The organism is Klebsiella sp. S69, from assembly GCF_016516145.1.
Classification (GTDB): Bacteria; Pseudomonadota; Gammaproteobacteria; order Enterobacterales; family Enterobacteriaceae; genus Klebsiella; species Klebsiella oxytoca.
In genome coordinates this window covers 1-13374 of record NZ_JACVUU010000037.1, presented here as the reverse complement: position 1 = coordinate 13374, position 13374 = coordinate 1, and the positions used below count along the sequence as shown (strand labels likewise).

Sequence of the window (13374 nt, the reverse complement as noted above, 5' to 3'; positions counted from 1 at the left end):
AATTATTGTATTAATTGATGCTTTCTAAGCTGTATTTCTTGATGATGGCGTCATATTTGCCGTTGGCTTTAAGGGTGGCTAACGTTGATTTAATGGCCTCGGCCAGCTCGGTATTGCCTTTGGCGACGTAGATCCCCAGCGGCAGCGGATAGACCAGACGATTTGAGCTAATGGCCAGGCGGCCGCGGCTTTTCTCGACGATAATTTGCGCCGCCGGGGCGATTTCTAACTGGGCGTTGATATTTTTCGACAGCAGGGCCTGGGAGGCTTCCGGCGCGGTGGGGAACTCCTGAACGCTAATCGCCGGTTTACCCTTTTTCAGGCAGTACTCGTCGGAGTGTTTTTTGAGACTGGAAACCCAGGCGGTACCCGCCTGCAGACCGACCTTCACGCCGCACAGCTCATCTTCGGTTTTGGGCTGAATGGTGCTGTTTTTCAGGGCAATAATGGATGCGCCGGACAGGGCGTAAGGAATCGCATCCGCCTGCTTCTGACGTTCGGGAGTCACGTACATTCCGGAAATCACCGCATCGTATTTTTTACCGATACCTAAAATCAGGCTGGTGAATTTCGTGTCGATAAGCTGCGGTTTGGCTTTCAGCTGTTCGGCGATCAGCGCTGCAAATTCCGGGTCGATGCCGACGATATTATTATTGCTGTCGTAGGACTCAAACGGCGGATAGGTCACCTCCATCCCGACCTTAAATACGCCCTCGGTCAGCAGCTCTGCGGCCTGAGTCAGCGGTGAAAAACAAGCGGTGACGGCGATGGTCAAAGCCACACGGCGCGAGAGTTTTTTTAGCGTTCTTTTCATCATTTATCCTCACGGGTTATTAACGGTTTTTTGCTGGGCTTGTTTTTTCAGATGGCCAAAGGTGTTGGTGCCGCGGGCGCGTTCGGGGAGCTGGAGCTCGCCGCGGGTGACTTTCTCGCGCAGGTAGCGATAGGTCTGTAACGCCTGGCTCCACATATGTTCACCAATGCTCAGTTCTTGATACTCGCTGGCTTCGCCCGCCTTAAGGAAGCCCGGCAGGGGGCGGATCAGCGTGTGGTAGTCGCAGGCGAAAAACAGCGGGAAGGAGTAACGTTCCTGCGGCACCTTACGTACGCGGTGTGCTGTTGCAACAAATGTGCCAGCGCTCAGCACTTCCAGCATGTCGCCGATATTAATCACGAAAGCCTCTTCTCCGGTCGCGTTCTTCAGCGGTGGGGCGTCGATCCAGGCGCTATCTTCGTTCAACACTTCAAGGCCCGGCTGGTCGGCGAGCAGCAGAGTGAAGCACTCATAGTCGGTATGTGCACCAATACCGGGAACATCTTCGGCGCTGGCGTCAAAGGGGTAGTGGATCAGGCGCAGCTTTGACGGTGGGCAGGTGACCATCGACCTGAAATAACCTTCCGGCAGGCCAAGCGCCAGAGCAAAGGCGTCAAACAGGCGATGTCCAAGGGAGAAGACCGCGTCATACCAGGCCAGTACCCGGGATTGAAATTCGGGTATATCCGGCCATTCGTTGGCGCCAATCAGCGGCGTGTTAGCCACGACCAACGGGTGGTCGTCGGCGGCCTGGAAGCCGATATCAAACGCCTCTTTGCGATCCGGCTTGCCGGAGCCGTAAATCTCTTCGCCTTCGGGAACGTAGCCCTTATGGCTTTTCGACTGTCCGATGTAGTACGCCATCTTGCGCTCCATCGGCAGGGCAAAAATCTCTTTCGCCGCCGCGCGGATGCCGGCAATCAGCTCGGGCGCAATGCCGTGTCCGGTGATGTAGAAAAAGCCGACCTCGCGGGCCGCCTGACCGATGGCGTCGGCCACCGCCTGTCGTCGGGTGAGATCGGCGCAGGTCAGGTCGCTGATGTCGATGGTCGGTAATTCAGTAAAAGAACTTTTTGCAGCGGTCATCTCTTCCGTTCCTTATGCAGTTAGCGAGGTGAATTCGACAAAATGTTGCTGTTCACGCCGGGCCATCCAGGCGTTCAGCGACCAGAGATCGGCGACCGGAACGTTGGTAAACGGCAGGTGATGCAGATAGCCATCGGGACCAAACTCCGGGGTCAGCGTGGTGTGCTGGTAGCCGCGCCGGCGCTGCGATTGCCAGATTTGCTCCCAGAAGCGCTGTTGAAACCGCAGGGCCGCCTGATATTCCGGCGCGGCCGGGTGTGGCACTTGCGGCCCCTGGTCGTATCCGGCGCGGGCCTGAATATGGTGGACCCGTTCGATAAAGGCGCTGAAGTCATCGTAAGGGTCATCCAGCAGGCGTTCGCTGACCACGATCCAGTGGCTGATATCGGCGGTAAAGCGCAGCTGCGGCAGCTGTTGAATAATCTCCAGCGTCAGCCACGGGCTATACAGCGAGGTGGCGCGATGGGTTTCAAAGCTACAGAGCAGCTCATACTCGGCGGCCAGTTCATGCGCTCTGCCGAGAAAATCCACCTGCTGCGCCAGCGGCCAGCGGTCGTTACCGGCCAGTAGATTGACGAAGCGCGGATTAAGCGCTTTTGCCGCCGCAAAACGTTCTTTTAAGCGCTCCAGATGCTGCGCGGGCGTCTCGGCCTGGGCCGGAATGACGCCGCCGCCGCTGAAGACAATGGCGATATACTGAAGCGCGGACGCTTCGAGGCGCCGGGCCAGCGTTCGCTGCTCTTCTGTCGTCAGCGGCACTCGCGCTTCGATGCCGCAGCAGCCGACGCTCTGGAGTTCGCTAACCGTTTGCTGCCACGGGGTGGTGACGCCCCACAGCGTGCGAAAGACGTTAAGCTGCATGGTTTTTCCTCTATGGATATTTCACGCCCGGGAGAACGCAGAGCATTTCATATAGCAGGTTGGCGGCCAGCTGGGACGTGTTGCCGCTGACGTCATAGGGGGGCGAGACCTCGACCAGGTCGCAGCCAATCAGGTTCAGACCGCGGCAGCCGCGCACAATTTCCAGCGCCTGTATTGACGTCAGGCCGCCTACTTCCGGGGTTCCGGTGCCGGGGGCCCAGATCGGATCGAGGCTATCGATATCAAAACTGAGATAAACCGGGCCATCTCCCATTTGTTGACGCACTTCGGCCATCAGCGGGGCCAGGGATTTGTGCCAGCACTGCTCCGCCTGAACCAGACGAAAGCCCCGATCGACGCCCCACTGGAAGTCGCCGGCGGCGTAGCCCTGCGCGCGCTGGCCAATCTGGACGACGCGTTTAAGATCCAGCAGCCCCTCTTCGACGGCGCGGCGGAAGGTGGTGCCGTGGGCAATCTTTTCGCCGAACATCTCATCGTTGGTATCGGTGTGGGCGTCGACGTGAATCAGACCTACCGGACCGTGCTTTTTGGTTAACGCGCGCAGAATCGGCAGGGTAATGGTGTGATCGCCTCCGAGCGTCAGGGGGATGAGCGAAAAACTATTCAAACTGGTGTAGTAATCCTCGATAATCTGCACCGATTTGAGCAGGCTATAGGTGTTAATCGGTACGTCGCCGATATCCGCCACCGACAGTGAATCAAAAGGCGCGGCGCCGGTAGCCATGTTGTACGGGCGAATCATCACCGATTCGGTACGAATATAGCGCGGTCCGTAGCGCGTTCCGGAACGCTGCGAGGTCCCGATATCCAGAGGGATGCCGACAAATGCGGCATCAAGCTCCTGTAAATCCTCAATAAATGGCAGGCGCATCATCGTGGCGCGGCCGCCAAAACGCGGCATCTCATTGCCACCCTGCGGTTGATGAAAGACGTTATCCATTTCTGCTCCTGAATCTGATATTCAAAACTCAACAGCAGGGATAGTGCGCAAGATGTGCTGGACTTTAAATCGTCCGCCGCAAATACTTAGTTCATTTATCAGTGAACTAAACGCCATGCTTAACGACGCGACGCTAAACATTCGACAGCTCCAGGTTTTTGAGGCGGTGGCCCGCCTTGAGAGCTATGGCCGGGCCCAGCAGGAGCTGGGGATTTCCGTTTCCGCGATCAGCAACGCGATGTCGCAGCTGGAGGGCCAGCTGGGCTTTAGCCTGTGCCAGCGCGGACGCGGCGGCTTTGCGTTAACGGAGAAAGGGCAGCATTTTTTACAGCAGGCGATCCGCGTGCTGAGCGAACTGAACGAGCTGGAGCGCCAGTCGGCGCTGCTGAAAGGCGAGCATAGCGGCACGATTTGCATCTCAACGCTTGACTCCATCGAAACGGAAACCGCGCTGTCGCTGCCGGTGGTGCTGCGCAGTTTTAGCGATAAGTTTCCTAACGTACACATCAAGCTGATTATTCGCACCCCGGCGGAACAGCTGAACGGCGTACTGAATAACCATATCGATCTCGCCATCGGTAGCTACAATTCGCGGGTGCATAACATCATCAGCGAACCGCTCTACCGCGAGCAGCACTGGCTCTACTGCAGCGACCTGCATCCGATGTTCTTTAGTCGCCAGCTCGATAAAGATCTCATCAGCCAGTGTCCACTGGTGACGCGCAGCTACTGGAATACCAGCGATCTGCGGCGGCGCGGGTTCAGCAAGGGCAGCGCCACGGTTGAAACCGTCGATGCGCAGCTGCTGTTGATCCTGTCCGGGAAATACATCGGCTATCTTCCAGAACACTACGCCTGGCCGTGGATTAAAGAGAATCGCCTGCGCGTGCTGCTACCCAATGAGTTTGGCTTTCAATCTCCCTTCTCGGCGATCTGCAAGCGCGGGCGCAGCAATGAACCTTATCTCAAGGAGTTTCGCAATCTTCTGAAGAAGAATACCGTAGCCAGGCCGAAGTGGAGTGCATGAGTTTAGTAATGAATGAGAAACAGCTTATGCCTGATTTTATTGGGAAATAGACCGCTTAATATCAGGCATATAGCAGACGGCACATCATTAACTATATGTTATTAAGAAAAAAATCAGATAAAAATATCGCCTGGTTCCAGGATAATTCCCACTCTGTAATTGGTCAAAAAATAACCTTTTTATGTGTTTTTTCTGAATTACGAGTAAATCCAACCTGTAACGTTGTTTGTTAATTTTTTTTCTGCTGGAATCGAGAAATATATTTTTTTGTGCACTATTTTTCTAATGGATGGGAAAATGATAAGAAATAGCTTATTGGCATTGGTGTGTATTTCTGTGGGTGTATTGCAGGGGTGTACTAATATTAAAAAAACAGATAGCGCACTAATAAAGAAAGATGTGAGTCAAACCGAACAGCCTGCACAAGTTCCTGCTTTACAGCAGTGTATCCAGGATGCGGATGCTTTAGTTAAGCTGGATAACAAGTTCCAGAAAGATTCAAGTGAACTCTATGGCTTAATTAACGACGCTAAGTTTTATGCCTCTGTTTCTGGGCAAACCTCAGCCAGCGTAAAATCAACCATTACCCCGCTTTTTGAATATAAGATAAATGATAAGTGTAATAGTATTTCTCAGAAATTAATCAAAGAGTTCGAAACCCGCGCCCGGAAAGCCGATCTTAAAGATGGGCTGACCAGATGATGAGCCTTAAGGGGAAACTGAAATTATACGATCTCAGAGGTCTTGCGATTGTATTTGCTCTCTCTACCCTTTTTGTCATGCTCCCTGCTCGTTCCGAGGGGGGAGACTTCCTTGATAATATCAAGAAACTTGAAATTAAGAATCCGCCGGCCTCAGGCGCCGCTAGCGCGGAGTCGGCCTCGTCTAATCTGAATAACGAGAGCCGTGATAAAAAAATGCCGCCGAAGCAGGATGGCGTCAGCAAAAGAATAAATCAGAGCAATCAAACGCAAAGTACGATTAACGCTCTGCGCAAACAGAATGCGGAGCTGAGCGCGGCAGCCAAAGCGGCGGAGAAAAAACTCGCTGAAACAACGCGCGAACTGTCGGCGCAAATCGCCGCGCTGAAGGCACAGAGTAGCCAGGGTGTACAGAAAGAGAGTGGCGATCCTGCCGCGGTGAGCGCGCTGACTAAAAAGAACGTCGAACTGGCCGCCACTGCCGAAGCGGCGCAGCAAAAGCTGGATGAGACCACCCGCACGCTGTCGGCGCAGATTGCGGCGTTAAAGGCGCAGCGTGCACAGGACGAAAACGGGCATAAGAGTACTCTTGAAGCACTGCGCAAAAAGAACGCTGAACTGAACTCCGCTGCCGAAGCGGCGCAGAAAAAGCTGGATGATACGACCCGCACGCTGTCGGTGCAGATCGCCGCGTTGAAAACTCAGAAAGGGCAAAGTGAGAACGCTCAGAAATCAACGATAGACACGCTGATGGGCAAGAACCTTGAACTGAGCGCTGCCGCCGCAATGGCGCAGAAAAAGTTGGATGAGACCACTGGCACACTATCAGCGCAGATTGCCGCGCTGCAAAAGCAGAACGCCCAGGGCGAAAGCCAGCAGAAATCCGCGCTCGACGCGCTGAACAAAAAGAATGCTGAGCTGAGCGCCGCTGCCGAAGCGGCGCAGAAAAAGCTGGATGAGACCACCCGCACGCTGTCGGCGCAGATCGCCGCGCTGCAAAAGCAGAACACCCAGGGCGAAAGTCAGCACAAATCCGCGCTCGACGCGCTGAGCAAAAAAAATGCTGAGCTGAGCGCCGCAGCCGAAGCGGCGCAGAAAAAATATGCTGAGTCAGTTGCTGCTTTGAACAATCAAAATCAGAAATTACAGTCTGCCCTTGATAGCCAGGCCATAAAGGAAAGTGAGTTAAAGCTTACTGATAAAAGCATTAAAAATGCCTACGCACTCGGCGTTTTCTATCTGACTCAGGCGCTATCGGATGTGAATAAAATGGCTGACAATGATGTGAAGCTGTCGCCTTCGGCGCTGGTTTCAGGCTTTAACGATGCTTACCATAAAAAGCTGAAAATCAAAGAAGGTGAAATAGAAACCATCGTTAACACCCTTAATGAACAAATGTCATCTAAGTACGTTGATATTGAAAAAAGAATCATGGCCAAAATTAAAAATAAAAAATATGAGGTTTTGCCTAATGGTGTCTATTTCGTGATTGATAAACAAGGGAAGCAACCTTACAAGCAGAATGAGTCCTTATCCCTGAATATACTGGAGAAAAAGCTTGATGGTACCCCAATACTCAATACGATGAATTCCAGGATGATATACGACAAACAAATCGATCCCCTGATGGCCAAAGTTTTATCTGCGGGCTTAAAAGGCGGCGCGGTCACGCTATATGGTCAGGCTGGTTCGCTGTACAGCACGACGCCCGCTGACATAAATGCTGATACGTTAATCTCAATTACCTTTGAACTCATTCCCTGATCGTCGATAGCGGGCACCGGCAGATTGGCGCATTCGCAGGGTGGCAGGCCGAATACGTAAGATTCATACCCGTAACCGATATAAGACTGTAGCCCGAAAGCGCGCCGGTGAGGATCCCGGCGAAGACCCCCATCTTAAGCACCTGGCCGCCCAGCACCATGCTCTGGCCGGCTGCTTTCATCTGTTCCGGCGCCGCGAGCTGGCCCTGCAGCTGCAGTGTGATATTCATGGCGTTGATAAAGACGATAAACGTCACCAGGCCAATGAGCGCCGCGTAGCCTTTATCGCGGGCGGCCAGGCCTACGGGGATCCCAACGGCGAAGATCAGCGCCAGGTTCACCAGTACCGATACCGCTGATTTAGCAATGAGCTGGCCGATATTCTGAATAAAAGGATGGCCGAGCAAGGGCAGATATTTCGCAAGGTTGCCGTTGCCCAACACGTTGCCAAAAGCGATAAACAGACCCACTATCGGCAAGATAAGTACCGGCCCATAGAGGGATTTTCCAAAGTTTTGTAGGGCGTTCACAGCTCGTTTCATGGTTATCTCTCTTATAGAACTGCGCACAGGGTGCGTCACAGGCATAAAACTAGCAGGATGAAGGGGCGGTAAGCCATTTATCTAATTGTTTTAAAAACAAATGACGCGGAAAGTAGAATGTGACCTTCCGCGGTGTGAACGAGGTAACAGCAGATTAATCAGAGAAATTTTTGTCGGGATAGAGGTATGTGAGTATGACAAGCTGAAAGTAGGGGGAATTAATGAGCGGGTTGTATGTTTAAAACAAAAATCTGCTCATCATCCTCCGTGCAGGAACAGGAAAATCCGAGTTTGTTCAGTAAATTTATTGAGGGAAGATTATCTGCCACAACGCCGGCTTTTACGGCTAAAAAACCTTGCTGCTTACACCAGTCAATGACCGCCATCGCAGTTTCAAGGGCGTAACCCTGACCTGCATACCGCGGGCTAACGGTGTAGCCAAGCCAGATGATGTCGTTTTCTTGTTTTAAGTAGAGATCGCCAATCAAAGTCCCGGTCGCGGTATCGATCGCCGCGAGCTGCATGCCCTGTGTAAGAGAAGCGTTTCCCAGCAACGCCTCGGCATAAGCTTCCTTTGTCAGGCCCTTAAACCCCTGGTACTGCATCCATTCGGCATCGTTGCGATATGCCATAAAAGGCTCGATATCATCGGCGTTAAACGGTCGTATCACGCAGCGTTTTGAGTAAATATTCAAAATTGATCCTGTGAAAATGGGGCGTGTAACGTCTTTTTCGCCATCCTGCGACATAAAGCCCGTGCAATGCCGATGAGTGCCAGAGAGCATAATCGAATCTCAACTCATGATTGTCTTTTATTTGCGTCAATAAATGCAATGTGAAGCCGTCCCTTTTCATCTGGAAACGGAAGGTAGACGAATACAGGATTGAGAAGCAGGCCGCCACCAGGCTTCTCATCAGGGGCGGATCAATGTGGTCTCCGGTTCCGGAGCATGCTGAACCGCTGCAGTAACGAGTGTCGCGGCCACTTGTGGTGCGGAAACAGGCAGGATGAACAGCGGGGAAGTATGCAACCAGCGTTACTGGTAAGGATTTCGAAATAAAAGAGCGAATGTGGCGAACGGCCAGAGCGTAAACCCGCTGGATTTGATGATTAGCTCAAGGCCATCCCCATCAGGAAAACGTAGTGCGCTTTAATGAGAATGGCTGATTTTATCTCATTGAATAAAAGTGTTTTTTCGCTGACGTACAGGCTTAGTTTTAGGTTCCACAAAAACACTAAAGCTTTATGAGGTGCCTGACAAGGTGCCTAAAAGGTTCGGATTTAATTAGTTGGCATCTGACTTCGCGGGACAAATTGCAGGCACAAAAAAGCCCGCAGGGCTTGCGCCGTGCGGGCTCTTAGGACTTCATCGGATGACTCTGGTAATCACCGATGGAGAATTTTGGTGGGCTGGCGGAGTCTGAATTGGTTTTTTAATCCATTGAATTTACTTTGGTAACTACTAGTTCGACTTTTTGCTGGTGCCTATTTGGGTGCCTAAAAGTTTTTTCTCCCTTTGATGAGAAAAATGAGACGAGATAGTGACTGTGCGTGATGATATCTAGTTGAGTCGTCACACTGAAAAACAGACTTGACCTGCTCACCGTTGAGTAACAGACCACAACTTAAGTTGACCCTCAACTGTTGTGACAACGACTGTGATTTCCTCTCCTCACCCAGAGCGGACGGTCAACAACTAATCTTCTGCGCACGCTGCCGCTAGGCCATCAAGCACTTGCTGATCAATATTGCTGATAAACTGCAAAATCACTCCTCTAAGCGCCTGAATATCGCCAATACTAAGACTGACAATGTTTCCTTTTTTGTCCTTCCCATTTCGATGAACAATATCATTTCGTGTACCGACGGCCTTACAAAGCTTGCTAAAGCTGCTATTGTCAAACTCCACTATCAATACATTACGGAATATTTCTTTAGCCTTAGCAAGATTGTGAAAAGCAATTCCATCTAAGGTGTCACGGACTCGTTTATCTAGCTTACGAAGCTGAGAGAGAATATTGCTGAGTGGAAACTTCATCTCACTATATTCTTCATAGGTAGTTACAAAACGCTCCATTAAGGCAGGGCGCGTCATGATTTCTCTTTTAATAATGTCACCAAGATAGGTTTCCATTGCCGTAATCATGCTGGCATAACACATCCTTTGAAGCGTGGAGTTAGATGGTTCTACCCCAGCAAGTTCCGACAGCTCAGCAAGCGATTCGCGGCAGGCTTTGCAAGGAGAGGTTTCGGACAAAGCTATTTCAGCAAGATCAGTAAAATCATCAAGATATTCAGCGACAATAAGCTCGGTCAGGTCAAGCTCACAAATTGCATCATCTGGCACGGTTAAAAGCAGCGCCAGAGAGAAGAAATCAGGATTTGATACCGGAAAATTAAAGTCAGCCGCCAAATAGCTATCAGAATATATTAACGGAGTACTCAGCATTGCATTAAGTAATGCTGGGGAGCTATCACAGCTGCTCCATTCTGGAGTACCATCTGAATACGGTTTATCGTGCTTCCGTCTTATTTTTTCCTTACGCGCCGCAGGTAGCAATTGAAGCCATTCGTCAAGTGACGTTCCTTTAATTACTTGAATAATATTGCTTTGTATATCCCTCATATTAAGATAAAAGGCGTCATCAATGTTTTTAGAAAGTCTTTCCTGTACTGATCTGAGTCCATACTCAAGCTGATCGATATAGCGATCGAGACTGACGTTAAAGTCTTCCTTCAGAGTCAGGTAGTTGAAACCGTTCAGTTCCAGCCGCTTTTGTATCGTTTTAGCGCTTGCTCTATATCCTATAAAATCACGTACATCATCTGAGTCCTCGTCAGAAGTTCTCTCGACCACTTCCCTTACTCGCTCCGAGTGTTTGAAGTACCAAAAATGACAGCCATAATGAGTAAATTCTTCAATCACATACCCGTCAATTCTTATATCAGCCCAAGATGACAAGAGCGCTCTCCTTACCTTAATCAAGTTTCGCAATGGCCATACGAGTATAAGTCAGCGCCTCGTTCAAAACAGCCTGATATCTAACAACCTCGCACTAGAGGTCGGAAGATCAAGTCCGGCAAAAGGCACCTTTCATACCGCTCTTAGCTGCGGAGCCTAATATATTAAAATAATATAATTTCATTCAGAAACATATTGCCCAAGCAACTATTCTTACAATACCTTTTTTAACTATGTAGCTTTCTGTGGAGATGAAGCTATGTACCAGAACATCCGGCTTTGCCTTTTAACTACTGCCTTAATGATCTCTGCTTCGAACAGTAACGGTATGGATATAAATCTAGGGCCTATTGGACATTTATGCGATACATGCGGAGGTGGGGTTATCGGGGGATTGCCGATAGTCGGCCCAAGCCTCAATGAACTTGTCTCACAAGCTGGTGCCCCTGCCTTGGAACAATGGATTATTCAGTCTCGAAACACGGCTATAAATGGGACGGCTCCAATCCCTCCTATGATTCGTCAAATGCTCACCGGGTATGCAAGTGAAGACTCAATGAATAAGGCGAGATTTAAGGTCGAGGATAATGGTTTCCTCAATCTGTCGCGTGTTATTGAGCAAGCCGGGCAAGTTAGTGCTGTGACCCTCATAGACGTCATAGTGTTTCGTGATACTGCCAGTGCTAATAATCCAGCGATTTGGGCACACGAACTTACTCATGTTGATCAGTATTCGAGATGGGGTGCTCATGACTTTGCCATTTCATACATACGTGACCATGGCACAGTAGAACAACCCGCTTATGACAAACAATATCGTTATGCAGCCTGGGCGCAATCAAGAGGATTCCCTCAGAATCCGCAGCCGGTTGTTTCTATGCCGCCTCCAGTTATCAACATGCCACCACCGCAATATGTTCCGATCAACAACTCGCCGTTACAGCCAGTAGTTGTTGGCTCGTTTTGCCAAACACCTATGGGACGGTTCGGCCCCGGCCCTGCGATGATTGTCGGCTCACCCTGCTATGCTCAGATTCCGCAGGGCCTGGTGCAAGGGTTTATAACTAGATAATAGATATGGGCTTCTCCTGTATGGCCATAACAAAAAAATCGCCGGTAGTGGCGGGTTTCTTATAGGTGTCTTGCAGCCTTAACCTTGCTGTAAACGCTCAAGGGTAGAGAGTGTTGGGACGAATTGCGCCCCCCTTTGTGCACCTCACCGAATCAGGCTTACGCAGATCTTCGCCGTCGGCGTTCTTGGGGTCCGCTGGGAAAACGGAAAATATCCTACGCCAAGCCTGTTTTTTAAGCAGGCATGGCAGGCAGCTTTGTGCCAGGAGCGGACATTCCCAGCGCTATTGATAGCTATGTTCAGTACGCCATTATATGATTATGCAATCCAACCGAGGACTCACAAGAAGAGTCTATAAATACTAAGATGCTGAGGGTTGATATGGGCGATGTATCAATTATTACTAATGCTCTTGGGCGTTTTGCCAACAATATGCGACTCTATGGGGAAGCATTTTTAAGATACCGAGAATTGGTAGCAATCGACCGTGAAGAGGCTATCCACAACCTAGATCGAGCATTTGAGCAAAATCTTGAGGGTTTTCATACATTATATGATGTATCACAAGCGATATTTGACTTCCATGAGCATCCTGAGACTAGCCTCTTAATTTCAATTCGAAATGCTCTTCATCACCGTGATCATCCTCTATTCCATAGCCTTCTCCAGACTATTTGGTTGGATGGGAAACCTGAGCGTCTACTTGGGGCTGAATATTTAATTGCTAGGCATCGAACGACAGGTGGCAATCCTCCGTTGATGATGCATTTGATAAAGTTAGAAGATGTTTATAGTCGCTTAGATCCACGCAGCGAATCGGACTACTTAAACCCAATGGGTAAAGCAAATGCTTTATCCAGATTCGTCTCTCTGGAAAATGGCTTGGCCTTTGAAAAAGTGTGGGAAAAAACGAAAGTAGATCGATACCCCACAAAGCAAGTGTATTTGGACTTGTTGCCGATATTCAATTCTGCTGTTTCTAGAGTTTTTACTGCATTGGATAATGCTGGAGTGTTATTCCAAGGGTTTGATGCAAATGCTTATAAATCCGTATTTATTGAAGAATTAAAAACTGATCTACAGCATTTTGATTTTTTTGGTCTTAGAATAAATGCGCTACAGATTGAGTTGGGTCCAAAATTTACAATCCAAGAAGCTTCTATCCGACGAGGTTGTACCTATCAAGGGATGATGGTAGACGAATAGGCATAATGGCACACTAAATTTGAGTCAAGAGCATTTATTCGACTATTAAAGTTGGAATGGAGAGGTGGGATGGAACATTGTCATTGCAAGACGCTCGAAGAACTCAAAATAGTTATTAAACAATATGGGCCAGGAGTTCTCTACAGAGGACAAACTCAACATTACCTATCTTCAGATGGCTCGCCCTCAATGCCCACGTCATTTCAGCGTCAAGGGTGCGTACCCGATTTGATGATTATGTGGACCTATTATGCAAAGAGAGCCTTGCAACACTTAGTACGCGGTTGGAATGATACCGGCGATAATGCAACCAACCAAGCAATCCTTCAGTGATCTTGACCCGCCATCTCCGGACAGCTTTTGTATCTTAAGTTAACG

Annotated in this window: 11 protein-coding genes and 1 pseudogene; 5 read left to right on the top strand and 7 right to left on the bottom strand. The window is 49.9% G+C overall.

Features of this window, described 5'->3' with window-relative positions; translation table 11 throughout:
- Positions 1–10 precede the first annotated feature (10 nt).
- The 4 genes from IAE27_RS27605 to speB are packed head-to-tail and all read right to left on the bottom strand — an operon-like array spanning position 11 to position 3722.
- A complete protein-coding gene (locus tag IAE27_RS27605) occupies positions 11–814 on the bottom strand; it encodes an ABC transporter substrate-binding protein (protein ID WP_004104712.1) in 804 nt (267 codons plus the stop codon).
- Positions 815–823: 9 nt separating this feature from the next.
- A complete protein-coding gene (locus IAE27_RS27600) occupies positions 824–1900 on the bottom strand; it encodes an isopenicillin N synthase family dioxygenase (protein WP_023321475.1) in 1077 nt (358 codons plus the stop codon).
- Positions 1901–1912: 12 nt separating this feature from the next.
- Positions 1913–2761 (bottom strand): sugar phosphate isomerase/epimerase family protein, encoded by an 849-nt coding sequence (locus tag IAE27_RS27595; protein WP_023329957.1) that lies wholly within the window; start codon positions 2759–2761, stop codon positions 1913–1915.
- A 10-nt stretch (positions 2762–2771) separates the two neighbouring features.
- The gene (gene speB / locus IAE27_RS27590) at positions 2772–3722 is read right to left on the bottom strand and encodes an agmatinase (protein WP_049593545.1); all 951 of its coding nucleotides are present in this window, start codon (positions 3720–3722) and stop codon (positions 2772–2774) included.
- A 115-nt stretch (positions 3723–3837) separates the two neighbouring features.
- On the opposite strand from speB, the gene IAE27_RS27585 reads away from it, so the two are divergent.
- From IAE27_RS27585 to IAE27_RS27575, 3 genes are all read left to right on the top strand, one after another.
- The gene (locus IAE27_RS27585; RefSeq protein WP_020476661.1) at positions 3838–4749 is read left to right on the top strand and encodes a LysR family transcriptional regulator; all 912 of its coding nucleotides are present in this window, start codon (positions 3838–3840) and stop codon (positions 4747–4749) included.
- 297 nt (positions 4750–5046) lie between these two features.
- Positions 5047–5451 carry a hypothetical protein gene (locus IAE27_RS27580; RefSeq protein ID WP_004104699.1) on the top strand — a complete coding sequence of 135 codons (405 nt, stop codon included), beginning with the start codon at positions 5047–5049 and terminating at the stop codon, positions 5449–5451.
- A complete protein-coding gene (locus IAE27_RS27575) occupies positions 5448–7214 on the top strand; it encodes an FKBP-type peptidyl-prolyl cis-trans isomerase N-terminal domain-containing protein (RefSeq protein ID WP_200093227.1) in 1767 nt (588 codons plus the stop codon). The genes IAE27_RS27580 and IAE27_RS27575 overlap by 4 nt, the downstream gene beginning before the upstream one ends.
- A gap of 64 nt (positions 7215–7278) precedes the next feature.
- Here the strand turns inward: IAE27_RS27575 and IAE27_RS27570 are convergent.
- The 3 genes and pseudogenes from IAE27_RS27570 to IAE27_RS27560 all read right to left on the bottom strand — a co-directional run.
- Positions 7279–7755, bottom strand: a pseudogene (locus tag IAE27_RS27570) (PTS transporter subunit EIIC); the annotation flags it as partial.
- 218 nt (positions 7756–7973) lie between these two features.
- On the bottom strand, positions 7974–8504 hold the full coding sequence (locus IAE27_RS27565; protein ID WP_224257864.1) for a GNAT family N-acetyltransferase: 531 nt from the start codon (positions 8502–8504) through the stop codon (positions 7974–7976).
- A 948-nt stretch (positions 8505–9452) separates the two neighbouring features.
- Positions 9453–10718 carry a HEPN/Toprim-associated domain-containing protein gene (locus IAE27_RS27560; RefSeq protein WP_200093225.1) on the bottom strand — a complete coding sequence of 422 codons (1266 nt, stop codon included), beginning with the start codon at positions 10716–10718 and terminating at the stop codon, positions 9453–9455.
- Between the two features lie 259 nt (positions 10719–10977).
- On the opposite strand from IAE27_RS27560, the gene IAE27_RS27555 reads away from it, so the two are divergent.
- Both IAE27_RS27555 and IAE27_RS27550 read left to right on the top strand, forming a co-directional pair.
- On the top strand, positions 10978–11790 hold the full coding sequence (locus IAE27_RS27555) for a DUF4157 domain-containing protein (RefSeq protein WP_200093223.1): 813 nt from the start codon (positions 10978–10980) through the stop codon (positions 11788–11790).
- A 381-nt stretch (positions 11791–12171) separates the two neighbouring features.
- The gene (locus tag IAE27_RS27550; RefSeq protein WP_080957514.1) at positions 12172–12996 is read left to right on the top strand and encodes a hypothetical protein; all 825 of its coding nucleotides are present in this window, start codon (positions 12172–12174) and stop codon (positions 12994–12996) included.
- The last annotated feature ends 378 nt before the right edge of the window (positions 12997–13374 follow it).

Excerpts from the sequence above, each read along its gene's own strand:
- IAE27_RS27605 (WP_004104712.1), bottom strand. The coding sequence starts at position 814 with ATGAAAAGAACGCTAAAAAAACTCTCGCGCCGTGTGGCTTTGACCATC.
- speB (WP_049593545.1), bottom strand. The coding sequence starts at position 3,722 with ATGGATAACGTCTTTCATCAACCGCAGGGTGGCAATGAGATGCCGCGT.
- IAE27_RS27565 (WP_224257864.1), bottom strand. The coding sequence starts at position 8,504 with ATGTCGCAGGATGGCGAAAAAGACGTTACACGCCCCATTTTCACAGGA.
- IAE27_RS27585 (WP_020476661.1), top strand. The coding sequence starts at position 3,838 with ATGCTTAACGACGCGACGCTAAACATTCGACAGCTCCAGGTTTTTGAG.
- IAE27_RS27555 (WP_200093223.1), top strand. The coding sequence starts at position 10,978 with ATGTACCAGAACATCCGGCTTTGCCTTTTAACTACTGCCTTAATGATC.
- IAE27_RS27580 (WP_004104699.1), top strand. The coding sequence starts at position 5,047 with ATGATAAGAAATAGCTTATTGGCATTGGTGTGTATTTCTGTGGGTGTA.
- IAE27_RS27575 (WP_200093227.1), top strand. The coding sequence starts at position 5,448 with ATGATGAGCCTTAAGGGGAAACTGAAATTATACGATCTCAGAGGTCTT.
- IAE27_RS27550 (WP_080957514.1), top strand. The coding sequence starts at position 12,172 with ATGGGCGATGTATCAATTATTACTAATGCTCTTGGGCGTTTTGCCAAC.
- IAE27_RS27600 (WP_023321475.1), bottom strand. The coding sequence starts at position 1,900 with ATGACCGCTGCAAAAAGTTCTTTTACTGAATTACCGACCATCGACATC.
- IAE27_RS27595 (WP_023329957.1), bottom strand. The coding sequence starts at position 2,761 with ATGCAGCTTAACGTCTTTCGCACGCTGTGGGGCGTCACCACCCCGTGG.